Source organism: Brenneria sp. L3-3C-1 (genome assembly GCF_016456245.1).
GTDB lineage: Bacteria > Pseudomonadota > Gammaproteobacteria > Enterobacterales > Enterobacteriaceae > Brenneria.
Map to the genome: position 1 here is coordinate 1 of NZ_JAEMHF010000015.1, position 17,499 is coordinate 17,499.

At 57.8% G+C, this 17,499-nt stretch carries 14 protein-coding genes; 5 read left to right on the plus strand and 9 right to left on the minus strand.

What is annotated here, in order from left to right:
• Positions 1–267: 267 nt before the first annotated feature.
• Positions 268–1,077, minus strand: coding sequence for a helix-turn-helix domain-containing protein (locus JG725_RS20930; RefSeq protein WP_199379481.1), 810 nt, complete (start codon positions 1,075–1,077; stop codon positions 268–270).
• Between the two features lie 313 nt (positions 1,078–1,390).
• On the opposite strand from JG725_RS20930, the gene JG725_RS19240 reads away from it, so the two are divergent.
• Entirely contained in the window at positions 1,391–2,137 is a 747-nt protein-coding gene (locus JG725_RS19240) for an SDR family oxidoreductase (RefSeq protein ID WP_199379483.1), read from the plus strand.
• Between the two features lie 180 nt (positions 2,138–2,317).
• On the opposite strand, the gene JG725_RS19245 is transcribed toward JG725_RS19240, so the two are convergent.
• Positions 2,318–3,259 carry a LysR family transcriptional regulator gene (locus tag JG725_RS19245; RefSeq protein ID WP_199379484.1) on the minus strand — a complete coding sequence of 314 codons (942 nt, stop codon included), beginning with the start codon at positions 3,257–3,259 and terminating at the stop codon, positions 2,318–2,320.
• A 111-nt stretch (positions 3,260–3,370) separates the two neighbouring features.
• Here JG725_RS19245 and JG725_RS19250 point away from each other — a divergent pair, with 111 nt between their 5' ends.
• On the plus strand, positions 3,371–4,669 hold the full coding sequence (locus JG725_RS19250) for an SGNH/GDSL hydrolase family protein (protein WP_199379486.1): 1,299 nt from the start codon (positions 3,371–3,373) through the stop codon (positions 4,667–4,669).
• Positions 4,670–4,727: 58 nt separating this feature from the next.
• Here the strand turns inward: JG725_RS19250 and JG725_RS19255 are convergent, their stop codons facing one another.
• Positions 4,728–5,513: an NAD(P)H-dependent oxidoreductase gene (locus tag JG725_RS19255; protein ID WP_199379487.1), complete on the minus strand. Its 786-nt coding sequence runs from the start codon at positions 5,511–5,513 to the stop codon at positions 4,728–4,730.
• Positions 5,514–5,599: 86 nt separating this feature from the next.
• Here JG725_RS19255 and JG725_RS19260 point away from each other — a divergent pair, with 86 nt between their 5' ends.
• From JG725_RS19260 to JG725_RS19270, 3 genes are all read left to right on the plus strand, one after another.
• Positions 5,600–6,496 (plus strand): LysR family transcriptional regulator, encoded by an 897-nt coding sequence (locus tag JG725_RS19260; RefSeq protein ID WP_199379489.1) that lies wholly within the window; start codon positions 5,600–5,602, stop codon positions 6,494–6,496.
• Positions 6,497–6,784: 288 nt separating this feature from the next.
• Positions 6,785–8,449 (plus strand): methyl-accepting chemotaxis protein, encoded by a 1,665-nt coding sequence (locus JG725_RS19265; protein WP_172291718.1) that lies wholly within the window; start codon positions 6,785–6,787, stop codon positions 8,447–8,449.
• Between the two features lie 210 nt (positions 8,450–8,659).
• Positions 8,660–9,433, plus strand: a complete 774-nt coding sequence (locus tag JG725_RS19270) for a DUF3750 domain-containing protein (RefSeq protein WP_172291719.1) — start codon at positions 8,660–8,662, stop codon at positions 9,431–9,433.
• A 26-nt stretch (positions 9,434–9,459) separates the two neighbouring features.
• Here the strand turns inward: JG725_RS19270 and JG725_RS19275 are convergent, their stop codons facing one another.
• The 6 genes from JG725_RS19275 to JG725_RS19300 form a co-directional block, all read right to left on the minus strand.
• On the minus strand, positions 9,460–11,292 hold the full coding sequence (locus tag JG725_RS19275) for an ABC transporter ATP-binding protein (RefSeq protein ID WP_199379491.1): 1,833 nt from the start codon (positions 11,290–11,292) through the stop codon (positions 9,460–9,462).
• 5 nt (positions 11,293–11,297) lie between these two features.
• A complete protein-coding gene (locus tag JG725_RS19280; RefSeq protein ID WP_199379493.1) occupies positions 11,298–13,082 on the minus strand; it encodes a gamma-glutamyltransferase family protein in 1,785 nt (594 codons plus the stop codon).
• A 21-nt stretch (positions 13,083–13,103) separates the two neighbouring features.
• Positions 13,104–13,976 carry an ABC transporter permease gene (locus JG725_RS19285; protein WP_172291721.1) on the minus strand — a complete coding sequence of 291 codons (873 nt, stop codon included), beginning with the start codon at positions 13,974–13,976 and terminating at the stop codon, positions 13,104–13,106.
• The gene (locus tag JG725_RS19290; RefSeq protein WP_199379495.1) at positions 13,973–14,920 is read right to left on the minus strand and encodes an ABC transporter permease; all 948 of its coding nucleotides are present in this window, start codon (positions 14,918–14,920) and stop codon (positions 13,973–13,975) included. The genes JG725_RS19285 and JG725_RS19290 overlap by 4 nt, the downstream gene beginning before the upstream one ends.
• 78 nt (positions 14,921–14,998) lie before the next feature.
• Positions 14,999–16,510 (minus strand): ABC transporter substrate-binding protein, encoded by a 1,512-nt coding sequence (locus tag JG725_RS19295; RefSeq protein WP_172291723.1) that lies wholly within the window; start codon positions 16,508–16,510, stop codon positions 14,999–15,001.
• Between the two features lie 81 nt (positions 16,511–16,591).
• Entirely contained in the window at positions 16,592–17,335 is a 744-nt protein-coding gene (locus JG725_RS19300) for a FadR/GntR family transcriptional regulator (RefSeq protein ID WP_199379497.1), read from the minus strand.
• Between the last annotated feature and the right edge of the window lie 164 nt (positions 17,336–17,499).

Here is a 17,499-nt window from a genome sequence, read left to right on the forward strand (position 1 = left end):
AGAATATAACCATGACAGGACACATTCTTCATTAAATGATCTGACTCCGGCAGAATTTATCCGAAGTCACCAAAAAAGACAGATCCTCTAATTGATCCTGGGTCAGGATATGGGAGGAGGTCAAAAACCCGGAAATCTCAAAAAGTGTGTGGAACTAAAACGGGTATGCTTACAATGCGGCTTTCGGGGCATCTTCAGACTTCCTGACCCCTGACGGTAAAAACCGTCATTGAACAGGAGGAAAAGCGCGATGCTGACCAAGGCTTCTTACATTGATCGGTATTCTCTGGGGCTGACGCCGGTTTCTCTTCGAAAAACGTGTGCAAAATGGCTGGGGCTGTCGTAGCCAACGGCCAGGGCGATGTTGATGATCGGCATATCCGTTTCGAGCAGCATTTTCTTTGCCCGTTCCGCGCGACGGCGGATAAACCAGCTTGACGGGTTTTGGCCTACCGTATTGTGGAAAGCGCGGCTGAAGTGAAATCGACTCATTGCGCAGATAGCGGCGAGCTGGTTCAAATCGAATGGCTCGGCCAGAAACTCATCCATATGATCAAGCACTTTGCGCAACTTCCACGCGGGGAGTTTCGCCGGCTTGCGCCTGGAGGCGGCCTGCACATCGGCGTAATTGCGCAGAAGATAGATGGTGAGACTCTCGACGAGCCCTTTCACGAATAAGGCGCTTGCCGGCTGCTCGGTTTGCAATTCGTCCGCCAGCCCGGTAAGCAGACCGGATATCAGGGTGTCGCGCCCGTCCGAGACGTCGCGCATACGCAAGCGCGCCGGATTGAGTCCTAAAGACCGCGCGGTACGGCTAACCAGGTCAAAACCGAGATAGAGATGCATGACTTCGAAAGGGGTATCCAGACTGGCCTGCCAGCGCATAAGGTACGGCGCCTCCGTCTGGGTCAGGTAGAATGATCCCGACGCTACGTTTCCCCCGCGCCATTCGCCATTGAGTTCGCGTTCTTCTACTTTCGCTTCACCAGACATCACCCAGACGAGTAATGGCTCGGCGACAGCGGGAACCAGTACATTTTCTTCGCTGGGCGCACGGCGGAATATTTGCGCCTCCACATCCTTCCATGCATCACCCGCACTCTGAACGATCTTGCGGCCGCGAATATACTGCTCTAGAGCATGTCCGGATGCGTGCAGAGAGGATTGAGCAAAGTCCGACATTGAACAGAAAACCTTTGGCGAGTGATAAAGACCCCTTGCTGAACCTTCTAACCGCAAGCAAGAGAGTGGGCTTCGATAGCCATATCGGCATTTTTCCGCAAAATCACGATAGTCGCAACAAAACCCCAAGCGAGATTATTTCCTGCAAAATCTACACTCCTCTTTGTCATCATAACCGCCCTGTTAGGGGCATAAGACGGAGAACATTATGGATATTAAAAACAAAGTCGCCCTCATTACCGGTGCGTCCAGTGGTATCGGCGCGTCGACCGCCCGCAAACTTGCGGCAGAAGGAATTATCGTCGGGCTTGCGGCACGGCGCAAGGCGCGGCTGGACAGGCTGGTGATGGAAATTGTCTCTGCTGGTGGTCAGGCCCTGGCGTTGGAGACCGACGTCACCGATCCCGCGTCCTGCAAAACCGCAGCCGAAGAACTGGTTGCGCAGTTCGGGCGGATCGATGTGCTGATCAATAATGCCGGGCTGATGCCGCTTTCGGATGTGGACAATTTCAAAGTCGATGAATGGCAGCGTATGGTGAATGTCAATGTGTCAGGTGTACTCAACGCCACAGCCGCTGTTCTGCCGCAGATGATCGCGCAGCATTCGGGCCATATCTTCAACATGTCCTCAATCGCCGGGCGCAAGGTCTTCACTGGTCTGACCGTCTATTGCGCAACCAAAGCGGCGGTCGCGGCTTTCTCCGATGGGCTGAGAATGGAAATTGGGCCGAAGCACAATGTCCGCGTCACCTGCATCCAACCGGGCGCGGTTAAGTCGGAACTTTACGAGCAGATCACGGATGCGAACTACCGAAAACAGATGGACGATCTGGCGGCTTCAATGACTTTTCTTGAAGGTGAGGATATTGCCGATACCATCTTGTTCGCGTTGAAAGCGCCCGAACACATGAATGTGGCGGAGCTGTTCGTATTGCCTACCGAACAGGGTTGGTAAGTTCAGTTGAGACGTAATGTCTTTGGCGATGAGTAAAGATGAAATGGCATGAGGCTGCGTTTTTCGTCGTTCAAGCGCAGCAACTGCCAGACTCGAATCGCCGAGATGCCCGCGGAACTGGGGCGGATTCTGAGGCCGCTTGCCGATCCCCATTGGGGGCCAAGATGCGGGAAGGGCGTTTCAACAAACGGTCGTTTTGTCAGTATCCCGGTAATCCGCGTCAATCCTTACTCGTTCGACGAGGAAGTCCAGAAAGGCGCGTACCCGCAGCGGCAGATAGCCGCCTTGTCCGACGAAGACGGTATGGATTTCTTCGACATCGCCCGGGTTGAAGTCTTCAAGCACCGGCAGCAGGCGGCCGGCGGTAATATCCTCGCGTACCTGGAAAGCCGCCAGCCGGGCCAGCCCCAACCCGGCGAGCGCCAGACGGTGCAGCGCGTCGCCGTCGCTGGCCTGTGCATTGCCGGTTACCGGAACCACAATGTCCGCGTCCGCGTATCGCAACGGCCAGCCGGGGCGAGCGCGCGCATAGTTGGCGCCCAGAAGATTATGCCGCGCCAGATCGTCCGGCGTGGACGGCGTACCGTGGCGCGCCAGATAGTCGGGCGCGGCGACGATGATCATGCGTGTCTGACCGAGCTTGCGCGCCACCAGATTAGAACTTTTGAGCGGGCCTGCGCGCACGGCCACATCGGTGCGTTGCTCCAGAATATCGATGACTTCATCGGTCAATACAATATCTAGCGTGATGCCGGGGTGGCGTTCCAGGAATTCCGTGGCGAGGGGCAGCAGAAAGTGATGACCGAACGGCACATTCGCATTGACCCTCAGCCGTCCGCGCGGCGCCGAATGCGCGCTGGCGCAGCGCTCCGCATCGTCCAGATCGGCCAGTATCCGTACCCCGCGCTCATAAAGGGCGCAGCCTTCAGGGGTGAGTTGCAGTTGGCGCGTGGAACGGTTCACCAGCCGCGTGCCCAGGCGGTGCTCAAGACGGGCGATCAGCTTGCTTACGGCGGAGGGCGTCATGCCGCAGGCGCGCGCGGCGGCGGAGAATCCACCCTGTTCGATGACCTGTATAAAAACTTCCAGTTCGCCGGAACGGTTGACTTCCAGACGAGCCATACCGGCCTCCTTGATGACCTGAGGTCATAAATGTTGTTCCCAAATACAGTCTAGTCTATTTGTGTCGTTGAATTCATTATTCGGATTCATGTTGCTATTGAATTCACTAATATGAACAACTTATTTAATATCTCAGCCACAGCCATATTAACGCTTGTTTTAACGTCCGTTGCTGCCTTTCAGGCGGTTGCCACCGCGCCTTCCTGGGTGGCGACATGGAGCGCCAGTCCCCAACCGGTCTGGGGCGCCGATTTCCTGTTTCCGACCAACGCGCCGACGGTTCTGCATAAGCAGACGGTACGGCAGGTGGCGCGCGTCAGTCTGGGCGGGCCGCGTATGCGCATCGTTTTGTCCAACGCCTATGGCCGGCAGCCGATTGCCCTGGGTAAGGCGACGGTCGCGTTACCGACGACCAATGGCGCGGTCGTTGCCGACAGTCTGCGCATCGTGACCTTTAGCGGCCGGGAAACGGCGACTCTCCTGCCCGGCGCATCCTTGGTCAGCGATCCGGTTGCGTTGCCCATCCCGGCGCTGGGGCAGGTCGCCGTAAGTCTGTATTTGCCGGAAGCCACGCCGGTAAACACCTTTCACTGGGACGGCCGCCAGACCGGCTGGATCGTACCCGACGATCGCGCCACCGCCCGGGAACTGAATCGCGGCCATGGATCGGCGCAGAGCATCACGGCACGCCTGCTATTGTCGGGAATACAGGTCGAAACGCCGCCACCGGCGCGCGTGGTCGCGGTCATAGGCGACTCCATTACCGACGGCGCTACCGCCAGCCTGGATAAGAACACGCGCTGGCCGGACTTTCTCGCCGTCCGTCTGGCTTCGCATAGCGTGGCCGTCGTCAATGCCGGTATTTCCGGCGGTCGCCTGCTGTCCGACGGCATGGGCGTTAATGCGCTGGCGCGGTTGGAGCGCGATGTGCTGGCGCAGCCGGGCGTGCAAAGCGTCATTGTGATGCTGGGCATTAACGATATTTCCTGGCCGGGAACGGCCTTTGCGCCGACAAGTCCCCGGCCTACGTTGGAGGCGCTGACGGCGGGATATCGCCAACTGATTGCGCAGGCGCATAGCCGCGGCATACGGGTAATTGGCGCTACGCTGACCCCGTTTGAAGGCGCCTTGCCCGATACGCCGCTGGATAACTACTACCACCCGGACAAGGATGCGTTACGCCGGCAGGTTAATGACTGGATACGGCGCAGCGGCGCGTTTGATGCGGTAATCGATTTTGACGCCATACTGCGCGATCCGGCGCATCCCACCCGTCTCGGGACGCGGTTTGATTCCGGGGATCGTCTGCATCCCGGCGATGAGGGCAATCGTGCTATGGCTGAAGCCGTCGATCTTAACGCGTTACTGCCAAATCTCGATGTGGCGGCTGACGTTGCGCCGGAGCGGTAGATTATGCCGTTCACTCCTTATGATATGGACTCGTTGGGTTTGCTTATGCCGCCGAACGTCACCGCTGGTCATCAATATGCGCCGAGAATCCGATGCGGTCGGGCGCTATCTCCGGCTTTAATGTGCATTGCGGAATGGCATAGTTCCCTTTGTTCTGCGGGCGGAAGGGGATAGGCGGCGTGTTCCAAAGATTATCCAGACGTTGGGCGAGGGTGCCGCAAATTTGCGCAAACCGCGCGCTGTCCATGCGACCGGCTCGATAGATCACCAACGGGGGCAGAACGTCAAAGCCGGGGTAGTACAGTATTCCATGATGAATCGGAAAGAGCAGGTCGTCTATCGGGCCATTGACGCCGCGCGGGCCGTAATGCGATTCCCACCCACCTGCCGTGACGATCAGCATGGCGCGTTTTCCCGCCATGCTGCCCTCGCCGTATCGATCTCCCCAATGGGTATCAGAGTGTTCGCCGACACCATAGGCAAACCCACAGGCATAAGTGCGCTCCACCCAGCCTTTGAGGATCGCCGGCATGGAGAACCACCAGAGCGGAAACTGAAAAATAACGGCATCAGCCCAGCGTAATTTTTCCTGTTCGCGGACGATATCGACGCTTTGCGTCCCGGTCTCATAGGCATGTTTTGAATCAATCGAAGGATTAAAGGGCGCATTTCCGCGCTCTTCCGTGCGGTCATCCGCATCGAGCGTCGCTTTCCACTGCATGGCGTACAGATCGGATAATTGAACGGTATGACCGGATTTCTCAAGATGTTGGATAGCGGCATCTTTTAGCGAACCGTTCAGGGATGCGGGTTCAGGGTGTGCATAAACAATAAGAACGTTCATCGTTGGAATCTCCATTAAGTGAGAGATTCAGAGTAGGGTGCGGTAAGGTATAATTGAAATGAATTACTAAAATATCAGGTATTGCCATGAGTAATTTAAGGCAGTTGGATCTCAATCTGTTACTGACTCTTGATGTGCTGCTGACCGAACATAATGTGACTCGGGCGGCACAGCGTTTACATCTTTCTCAGCCTACCGTCAGCGTACAATTGGCAAAGCTGAGAGCGTTTTTTAATGATCCGCTATTGCTGCCGGGCGCGCGCGGGATGCAACCCACCGCCAGAGCGGACGCGCTTCGCGAACCGTTGCGAAAAGCGCTGGCGTCCCTTGAGCTGGCCGTGTTGCCCGCCAGTCCGTTTAATCCGGCTTTGGCGACGAACACCTGGAATATTGCCGCCTCTGATTACAGCGCCGCGACCATTCTGTTGCCGCTCGTAAACCGCCTGCGCCGTGTCGCCCCGGGAACCCGACTGGCGAGCCTTGCCATGGTGCCCGCCGATATTGCCGGGCAGGCGGAACGGAGGGAGATCGATTTGGCATTTCACATCAGCGCCGATGCCCCGACAGGGTTGCGTCGGCGGATGCTTTTTAAGGAACGCTATGTGCTGACGGGGCGAGCGGAACATCCGCGATTAAAAAAACCGCTGACGCTGGCGACATTCAACGCGTTGGAGTATGCGATCGTATCGCCGGATGGCGGCGGGTTTCATGGCATCACGGATGATGTCCTGCTGAAAAGCGGCTTAACGCGTCGGGTGGCGCTTTCCGTTCCGCACTTCATGTTGGCGCTGTCCGCCCTGGAACGTACCGATCTTGTGGCGATGCTGCCCTGGCGTCTGGTAAGCAATAATCCGGCATTACAGATTGTCGAGCCGCCGATTGAGGTCCCCGGTTTTGAAATGTGTATGTTGTGGCATGAACGCTCTCACCGCGATCCCGCGCATCAGTGGCTGCGGGAGTTTATTGCGGATGCCATGCAATAACCGTTGATTAAGGCGCACGTCTGGGATTTTTAACTAACTATTATTCAATGGGTTGCCGGCTTCGTGCCTGAGAAAACATTTAAATACACTTTTTTATAAAAAATAATTCATTCTATAGGTGAAGCCTATTGTTCACATGCCGATAACCACAATGGAAGCAGTTTACCGCAGGGATATAGACCTGCCTGCCGACAATCGGCTACAGAGGCGGGCATTTGAAAGGACACGCTAATAGCGATCCTGTTTTTAGGATTAAGAGCCACACCATTTCTCACCAGGGTTTACATCATGAACGTTATTCGCAATATTAAAATCAGAACTATGATGATTCTGATTCTTATCCTATTTTCCTTGTTATGGGGCGGTGTATCGGCATTTGCGCTGTATTCACTCAGTCAACTTACTTCAGAACTGGCGTTGACCAATGTTCAGCAAAGCAATGGCGACATTATTAATGGGGCGAACGGCCAGTATTATCGGACCATGAGCGCCCTCGATCGGGCCGTGCGCGCAAAACAAAAGAATGAAACCGCGGAAGCGGATTCGGAACTTGGGATTGTGGCGAAAGAGTTAGAGAATCTTAAAGCCGGGCTGGCGCAGTTTAAGGAGATCGACCATGCGAATATCGATCCCTTAACGATTGATGATATTTACAACAGCTCCTATCGTTTGTTTAGCGAAGCCATGGTCCCGATGTATGAATCGGTAAAGGCCGATCGTCTTGATGATTTTACGCAGCAATCCACCTTTGTATATCGCCCGTTGCGCCAAAATTTCACCACGGCTATCGACAAGTACAACATCGTGATTTCGCAATTAAAAAATGAAGCGCAAGGCAGAATTGATATCTGGGTTAGCTGGTGTCAACGGATCCTGATGCTGGCGCTGGCTATCGGGCTGATTATTGTTCTTCTCACCGATCGCTATCTGGCGGTGTTCGTCGTCAGGCCGCTGGAGTTGATTAAACAACATCTTCAGGTACTGGCGCTGGGGCATTTGCATACCCAAATGCGGGATATAGGTAAAAACTGCGTGGGGCAGCTTATTCCCTTCGTGCAGAAAATGCAGGCCAACTGGGTAAAAACCGTGTCTGAAATTCGCGGTAGCGCGGAGGCGATTTATCGCGGTTCTGCCGAGATCTCTTCTGGTAATACGGATTTGTCTTCCCGTACCGAAGAACAGGCATCGGCTCTGGAACAAACGGCGGCCAGCATGGAGCAATTAAGCGCGGTGGTGAAGCAAAACGCAGACAATGCCAATCAGGCCAGCGTACTGGCTCAGAACGCCTCGAAAACCGCCAATAACGGCGGTGAAATCGTCGGCGACGTCATCAAGACCATGGGCAAAATAACCGGCAGTTCTCAGAAAATCGCCGATATCATCAACGTCATCAACAGCATTGCTTTCCAGACCAATATTCTGGCGCTGAATGCCGCCGTTGAAGCCGCGCGGGCCGGGGAACAAGGACGGGGATTCGCCGTTGTCGCCAGCGAGGTGCGCAGTTTGGCGCAACGCAGCGCGCAGGCGGCAAAAGAAATCGAAGGGTTAATTGCGGAATCCGTAGATAATGTGAAAACAGGCTCCGAGCAGGTATCGTTCGCCGGCGAGGCCATGGAGAATATTGTTAAAGCCGTGACAAACGTGACGGATATTATGGGCGAAATCGCCTCTGCTTCCAACGAACAAAGCAAAGGCATTACCCAGGTTGGACAGGCTGTGGTCGAGATGGATAGCGTAACCCAGCAGAATGCCGCGCTGGTTGAACAATCAACCGCCGCGTCCGCCTCGCTTGAAGAACAGGCCCGCCGTCTGACGGAGATCGTCTCTATTTTCCAGCTTGCCGAGTCAGCCGATAAATCGCCGGCAAGAACGCCAGGAAAACCGCAGCAGGCGTTGTTACCGACAACGTCAAAGAAAATCAGCAACGATCAAGCCAATTGGGAAACGTTTTAACTGATTTTACGCCGCTTTCCGGCAATAAATAAACGCGCCCTTTGGGACGACGAATGCCAGTCAGGGTTACCTGTCTGGCATTTTTTTATGCCGCTCCGCAGAGGACGGCGCATTGGAAGAGGTTGCCGGATGGGAGGGATGAGGTTATTAATAGAGCAGGCGTAATCGCGATGTCGTCAACGTTGTTTTTTCATTGGGTTAACTGAATATATGCGCTATTTCAAAGTGTTGGCTATCGGTTTTATCGGCGTGTCGCTGTTGTCATTCGGGCAGAGTCTGGCGACGGCTACGCGCAGCGGAGAAATATTCAGCGGCCAGAACTGGTGGTCGGCCCAGCGCGGTTCCGCCGGGGTTGCGCCGGATCCGGTCGCTTCGAGCGGTACGGCGATCGTTCAGGTTTATGTCGCGCCTACCTATGGCTGGCGCGGTCTGGTGGCGGTTCATCCGTGGATCATTTTCAAGAAAGCGGGCGAAACCCGCTATAGCCGCTATGAGGTCGTCAGGTGGGGCAGCGATAATGTGGTGCGCCGTAACTATATGAGCGCCGATGGGTTCTGGTTCGGCGCCGTACCCAAACTCCTGGTGGAGCATCGCGGCGCCGATGCCGAGGCGATGATCCCGCAGATAGAAGCCGCAATCAAAAATTACCCCTGGCCGCGCACCTACCGCGCCTGGCCCGGCCCTAACAGCAATACCTTTATCGCCCATATCGGCAGGGAAGTGCCTGAACTGAGGCTGGATTTACCGGCTAACGCCATCGGCAAGGATTACCGCTCGCTGGCGCATCCGATTGGGCTACCCCCGTCGGGCAGGGGATTACAGGTCTCGCTGCTGGGCGTACTGGGGGTGACCGTGGGGGTGGAAGAAGGCATTGAGGCCAATATTTTAGGCGTCAATCTGGGGGTGGATATTAACCCCCCGGCGCTGCGTTTGCCGTTTATCGGCCGCCTTGGCTATGACAATGCGGAAAAGAATGAAAGCTAGACTAGCGGCATTGACGGTAACAGGGTTCACGGCTCCAGCACCCGGTGTCCCGGGGATACCTCGATAAATCTGCGGGGCGGATGAACATAGCCGAGCGGCCGGACGGGGCTTTTCAACTCTTCTATCGCCGCATTTCTCCGCAGCCCTCTGCGCGCCGGATCGGGCACCGGCACCGCCGCAATCAGCTTTTTGGTGTAGGGATGCTGCGGATTGGCGAATATCGCCTCGCGCGGGCCGATCTCGACGATTTCGCCCAGACACATCACCGCCACCCGGTGGCTGACGCGCTCCACTACCGCCATATCATGGGAAATGAACAGAAACGCGATTCTGAACTGTTCCTGTAGATCGAGCAGCAGATTGCACACTTGCGCCTTGATCGACACATCCAGCGCGGAAACGCTCTCGTCGGCGATGATCACTTTCGGGTTAAGCGCCAGTGCGCGGGCAATCGCCACGCGCTGGCGTTGACCGCCGGAAAACTCATGCGGATAGCGATCCATCATCGCCGGCGATAGCCCGACCCGTTCCAGCAGTTCGGCGACTTTCTGCCGCGCTTCGGAATGGGACGCCAGCCGATGTTTGATCATCGGTTCGGCGACGGCGGCGCCCACGGTCATACGGGGGTTGAGGCTGGAGAACGGATCCTGAAAGATCATCTGTACGCTGCGGCGCATCGTCCGCAGCCCGAGCAGGTCGAGCGCCATGACGTCGTAACCATCGAGCATGATGTCTCCGCTGCGCGGTTCGATCAGGCGGGTAATCGAACGACCGGTGGTCGATTTGCCGCAGCCGGACTCGCCCACCAGCGACAGAGTTTCTCCCTGAAACAGATCGAACGAAACATCCTCCACCGCATGTACCGCGCCGCTGGCGCGCCCCAGCAGACCGGAGCGAATATCAAACCTGGTCACCAGATTTTTCACCGACAGCACGGGGGTTTTGCCGCGTTCGACCGTGTCCGCCACCTCGTTGGCGGCGAAGATTTCTCCGCTTGCCATATCCACGCGCGGGAAGCGCAGCGGCCAGGCTCGCCCCTCCATCGAACCCAGTTTCGGCACCGCCGCCAGCAATGCCCGGGTGTAGGGATGTTTTCCGTGGTGGAAGACATCGGCGGTGTTGCCGGTTTCCACCTGATCGCCGCGAAACATGACGAGGGTACGGTCGGCAATTTCCGCCACCACGCCCATGTCGTGGGTGATAAACAGCACGGCCATCCCGTCCTCTTCCTGCAACTGTTTGATGAGATCGAGTATCTGGCCCTGAATGGTGACGTCCAGGGCGGTGGTCGGCTCATCGGCGATCAGTAATTTGGGGCGTGACGCCAGCGCCATGGCGATCATCACCCGCTGGCGCATGCCGCCGGAAAACTGATGGGGATACTCGTTGAAACGGTTCGCGGCGTTTGGAATGCGCACCTTTTCCAGCAGACGGACGGTTTCCGCCCGCGCGTCTGTCTTGCTCATGCCCTTGTGACGCGTCAGCACCTCTGAAATCTGCCTGCCGATGGTAAAGACCGGGTTGAGCGAGGTCATCGGCTCCTGAAAGATCATTGCCGCGTCATTGCCGCGCACGCCGCGCATCTGCTGTTCCGAAAGGGAGAGAATATCCTTGCCGTTCAGTATGATTCGGCCTTCAATGCGGCTCGAACGGGGATCGAGCAGGCGCATCACGGAAAGCGAGGTGACGCTTTTGCCGGATCCGCTCTCGCCGACAACGGCAACGGTTTCCCCGGCCTTCACCTCGAAGGAAATATCGCGCACCACGGGGTGCCATTGTCCGTCCGTCAGGAAGGAGGTGGTGAGGTTTTGCACCGCAAGCAGGGTTTCAGGCGCCGGCTTTATCGCGTTTATAGTCATGATGGTCACCTTCCGATAGCGTATGCCTGCATCAGGCGGGGGGTGGCGGCGGCGCGCAACAGGCCGTCGGCATCGCGGCGGGCCGCGGTCAAGCGCCCCACCGTCCACGGATCGGCCACTGAAATATCGTGGCCCCGGGCTTTCAGCGCCGACAGGGTCGCTTCACCGATGCTGCTTTCGATCATCAGATGGCCCGGCTGGCGGGTACGCGGATAGAACGAACCCGGGAAATGCGTGGTATGGAACAGCGGCAGGTCAATCGCCTGTTGCAGGTTGATGCCAAAATGCGCGTAACGCAGGAAGAACGACAGTTGCCACTGATCCTGCTGGTCGCCGCCCGGGGTGCCGAAGGCCAGCGTCGGTTTGCCCAGATACAGGGCCAGCGACGGGGTGAGGGTGGTGCGCGGACGCTTGCCGGGGGCCAGCGAGGTGGGCAGACCGGGTTTCAGCCAGAACATCTGGGCGCGGGAATTGAGGCAGAAACCCAGCCCGGGGATGACGGGCGACGATTGCAGCCAGCCACCCGACGGCGTGACCGACACCATGTTGCCCTGGCGATCGATCACATCGATATGCACGGTGTCGCCGCGTTTCTCGGTGAGGTGCGACATGGTGGGCTCGTAAACGGAGCCGCGGGCGCGCATCGCGGCGAGCATCTGCATAGTCAGATCGTACTGCGCCTCATAGCCGGATACCCGGCCCGGGCGCAGATCCATCGACGCCTGTGCGGTAATCAGCCTGCGGCGCGCCTGGTTATAATCATCAGCAAGCAAGGTTTGCATCGGCACCGACGCGAATTGGGGATCGCCGTAATAGACCTCGCGATCCGCATAGGCGAGCTTCATGGCCTCCACCACGGTGTGGACGAATTCGACCCCAACCGGATCCATCGCGCCGATATCGATGCCCTTTAACAACGCCAGCGATTGCAGCAGAACCGGTCCTTGTCCCCAGGCGCCGGTTTTGGCGATAGTCCAGCCGTGATAGTCGTAGGTGGTGGGTTCTTCGATGGTCGCGCGCCAGTTGGCCATATCCCCGGCGGTCAATACCCCCTTGTGGCGCCGGCCGCTGGCATCCATGACCTCGGCCGTGCGTAAGTAGTCGTCGATCGCCTCGGCGACAAAGCCGCGGTAAAAGGCGTCTCGCGCCGCCTCAATGCCCGCCTCGCGGCCCGGCCGCGCTTCAGCTTCACTAATGATCCGCCGCCAGGTCGCGGCCAGAACCGGGTTCTTGAAGTTCGACTGCGCGGCCGGCGCCACGCCGCCCGGCAACCAGGTGTCATAGGAAGTCGGCCACTCCGTCCGGAAGAATTCGGCCAGTTCGTTAATGGTGGCGGCGACGCGCGGCAGCATCGGATGGCCGTTTTCCAGGTAGTGGATGGCCGGCTCCAGCACCTCGCGCACCGTCATGGTGCCGTAATCGCGCAGCATCAGCATCCAGCCGTCAAAAGCGCCGGGGATCACGGTGGCAAGCAGGCCATCGCCGGGGATCAGATCGAGACCTTCGGCGGTATAATGCTCGATGGTGGCGCCCGCCGGCGCCGTTCCCTGCGCGCAGATGACTTCTACCTTGTTTTTCTTGCTGGAATACAGGATGGCGGGCATATCGCCGCCGGGGCCGTTCAGATGCGGTTCGACGACCTGTAGCACAAAGCCCGTCGCCACAGCGGCATCAAAGGCATTGCCGCCTTTTTCCAGTATGCTCATGCCGACCGCCGAGGCAATCCAGTGGGTGGAGGTTACGACGCCGAATGTGCCCAGGATTTCGGGACGTGTGGTAAAAGCGTTCATTACGATATCCTTTTGTCTTGTTTAATTTTCGCGCGGATCGAGCGCATCGCGCAGACCATCGCCAAGCAGATTGAAGCCGATAACCACCAGAAAAATCGCCACGCCCGGCCACATCGCCATCCAGGGCGCCTGCGTCAGGAAATTCTTGGCGACATTGAGCATGGAACCCCAACTGGCGGCGGGCGCCTGCTGACCGAGACCGAGGAAAGAAAGGCTGGCCTCGGCGATAATGGCGGTCGCCACCGTCAGCGTCGCCTGTACGATAATCGGCGGCAGGATATTAGGCAGAATGTAACGCAGCAGGATATCGCCGTGGCCCAGGCCGATGGATCGCGCCCCTTCGATATAGTCTTCGGTTTTCACCGCCAGCACCTGTGAACGCGTCAGGCGCACGAAGATCGGCATGGCGGAGAGGCCGATGGCGATCATGGCGTTGGTCAGGCTCGGCCCCAGAAAGGCGGCAAGCGCAATCGCCATGATAAGGAAAGGCATAGCGAGAAACGCTTCGGTGATACGCGAGATCGTTTGATCGAGCCAGCCGCCGAAATAACCGGAAAGCAGGCCCAACGGCACGCCGGTCAGCACGGCGATGGCGACCGAGATCACGCCGGCCATCAGCGAGGCCTGTGCGCCCCAGACCATGCGCGAGAGCATATCGCGGCCGATATCGTCGGTGCCGAACCAATGGGCGGCGGAGGGCGCCTGGCGGATCGCGCTCCAACTGGTGGCATAAGGATCGGCCAGCGGCAGAACGGGCGCCAGTAGCGCCAGCAGGGTGAAAAAAACGATGATGATCAGTCCGGCAATCGAGCTGCGATTGCGCTTCATCTTCTTCCAGGCGCGATTCTCCCGCGCGGCCTGCGGCGCGGCCAATTGCGGTTCGGAAACGCTCATAGCGCGCTCCTCATCCGCGGATTAAGCAGAACGGCAACCACGTCGGCCAGCAGATTCATGAAAATAAAGCCCACCGCGGTGCAGAGCACCACGCCCTGAACCACCGCATAGTCGCGGTTAAACACCGCATCGACGATCAGTTTGCCGAAACCGGGAATGGTGAAGATTTGCTCGGTCAGCACCGCCCCGGCCAGCAGTTCGCCAAACAGCAGCGCGGTCAGCGTAATGACCGGGGACAGCGCATTGCGGAAAGCGTGGCTGAGCACCACTTCCCGATTGGAGAGTCCTTTGGCGCGCGCCGTGCGGATATAATCCGATTTCAGCACCGACAGCATCGCCGAGCGGGTGTGGCGCATTAGCGTCGCCGCCAGCGCCGTGCCGAGTACGAAGGCGGGCATGATGGTGGTCTGTAGCGAACGCAGCGGATCGACGAACACCGATTCGTAGCCCGAGGCGGGCAACCACCCCAACTGCACGGAAACCAGCAGGATCAGCATGATGCCGAGCCAAAAATTGGGCACTGACAGGCCGGACAACGCCAGGATGTTAGCGAGGTAATCTATCGCCGTATTCTGCTTAATCGCCGCCAGAATACCGATCGGTACGCCGATAATCAGCGCGAAGAACATCGACATCACCGCCAGTTGAATCGTCACCGGCAGTTTTTCGCCAATCAGCTCCAGCACCGGCTGATTGGTGCGCAGCGAAACGCCGAAATCACCCTGGACGACGTCGCCGAGCCAGTAGAAATATTGATAAACCAAGGGATCGTTCATGCGGTATTTTTCGCGCAGTAATTCAACGACCGCCGGATCGCGCTCTTCGCCCGCCATCGCCAGGATCGGATCCCCCGGCAGCAGCTTTTGCAGCGAAAAGACGAAAATGGAGATGATCAACAGCGTCGGTATGGCTACCAGCAGCCGTTTGCCGATATAGATGTGCATGAAAGCGAGTCCTCATTGCAATACGTCGACCGGATATCCGGGGCATCAGGCGCGCCCCGGGATGTTGACAGGGCGGGCTTAGTTGCCTTTCCTGACGCCCGTCAGGCGGATCATGCCGTCAGCCGACGGCGTGAAGCCGGCGATGCTTTTGGCGTAGGCATAAAGATAGGACTGATGACCGAGATAGATGATCGGCAGATCGTCATTCAGTATGCGGGTCGCGGCATCGTATTTCGCCTTGCGCACGGCGTTGTCCGTCGAAGCGCGCGCTTCATTAAGCAGTTTGTCGACTTCCGGGTTGCAATATTTGGCGTCGTTGATGCCGCCCTGGCAGGTGACGAACTGGTGGATATTGCCGTCCGGATCGGGCCGGCCGGACCAGTCGGAACGCGACAGCACATAATTCCCCGCCGTCTGCTCGGCCAGCAGGGTGGCGAACTCGGTGGCCTTCAGCCTGACGTTAAAGCCCGCTTCGGCCGCCATCGACTGAACAACCTGCATCATCTGCGTTTGCGTGGTGTTGTTGGCATGCTGAAGTTCGATATCGTATTTTTCGAAACCGGCTTCTTTCATCAGTGCTTTAGCTTTCGGCACATCGCGGGCCGACACCGGGATATCTTTGTTGTACCACGGGCTGGTTGACGGCCACGGCTGGTTGCCGGCTAAGGCGGTTCCCTCAAATACCACCTGATTGATGGCTTCACGATCGATGGAAAGCGAAAACGCCTGCCGCAGACGCTTATCCTTGCCGAAAGGGTTATCCGCCCGCGGGCCGTTGCCGATGTTGACATACATCGCCATGTAGCCCGGCCCCACGACTTTGCCATAAACCAGATTGGCGTTTCTCTGCACGGCGGCGGTGTCGGATGCGGAAATGCGTTCGGCAAGATCGAGATCGCCGGATTGCAGGTTGGCGAGGCGTACCGTGGTATCCGGAATAGGGAGGAAAGTCACCTTGTCGATAAAGATATTGTCGGCATTCCAGTAGTCGGCGAACTTCTCCAGTACGATGCGATCCTGCTGAATGCGCTGAACAAACTTGAAGGCGCCGGAGCAAACCGGGTTAGATCCGAAATTGGCGCCCAGCTCCTTGCCGGCTTTGGGCGAAATCATCATGCCGGCGCGATCCGATAGCTGGGCCAGCAGGCTGGCGTCCGGGTTGGTGAGGGTGAATGTGATCTGGTATTCGCCGGTCGCCTCAACCTTGGAGACGGATGCCAGTTCGCTCTTGCGGCGTGATTCCGGCATCGTCTGGTAACGTTCGATATTATAGACGGCCGCCTCGGCGTTGAAAGGCGTGCCGTCGTGGAACACCACCCCTTCGCGCAGATCCATGACCAGCGTGCCGCCGTCCGCGCCCCATTCCCATTTGGTCGCCAACTGAGGCACGATCGACAAGGTGTTGTCGACATCAACCAGCTTGTCGCACAGGCTGGTATAAACGATACGCCCGACGAAAGTGCGGGACTGGGCGGGGTCGAGTACGTCGGCGTCGTCCTGCAAGCCAATTCGCAATTCCGCTGAAAACGCCGTGGATGCCATCAAAGTACCGGCCAGCAAGAGCCCGGTTTGTCGCGTTAATCGGTTCATGTTGTCATTCCTCTGGTCGGTTGCTGCTGGCCGAGTTTCCGGCGTTGTTGTCATCATGGCAGGCAGGGCCTGCTGAATTTCTCAGCTTGCTGCGTCTCCCTGAGTCGCCGGAACGAAATAGCCTATCGACGTCTGGCGTATTAATCGTTCCTCAAGGATCAGCAGATGCTGGCGCATCGCTTCGCCGGCCCGTTGCGGGTCGCGTGCGGCGATAGCTTCAATGATCTCGGTATGGTGGCTGTGCGAGTCCATGGGAGACGTGCTCTGTTTGCGCGCCCGCTCGCGTATCGCCTGCCAGGCCGGATCTTGTCGAACACTGTTGACGACGTCGAACAGTGACAGAAAAAGCTGGTTGCCGGCGCTTTGCGCAATCAGGCGATGGAGTGAACCATCCCACAGTTCGCGCCAGTCGGCGTCGGTACGCTGGTAAATCTTGTCCCGGAGTGCGCGCATGCGTTCAATGTCGCTCGGTTTGGCGCGCAGCGCCGCCAGTTGCGCCAGTTGCGGTTCGATACGCAGCCTTACCTCCATGATTTCCATGAAATTGGTTCCTTCGACCAGGTTTGCCGCATGCGCCCCCCAACTGTCCGGCCGCTGGCCGAGAAACGTGCCGGCCCCCTGCTTGCGCCAGATCAGTCCTTCCGCTTCGACAACCTCCAGCGCTCGCCGCACTTCTCGACGGCCAACGCCCCAGCGTTCCGAAAGCGCCCGCTCCGTCGGCAGTTTCCCATCGGGTTCAATGGCGCTCTCGCTCAGCAGTTCGCGCAGTCGCTCCAGCGCGTAATTTGAATTCTCTGTCGCTTTTTTTTCTAACGTTTTATTCATTGGTTCGTTCCAATCTGAAATTGGTTCAAAGAAATCATGTTGTGACAATCAAGTCAAGACGTTTTGATAACGGCGGGACGAGTGGGTGGGGAGACACGGAGAACGCGCGGTTAAGGATTGAAAGCAAAGATCGCGGAAACCCAGCGGTAGTCGGGGCGGCGGTT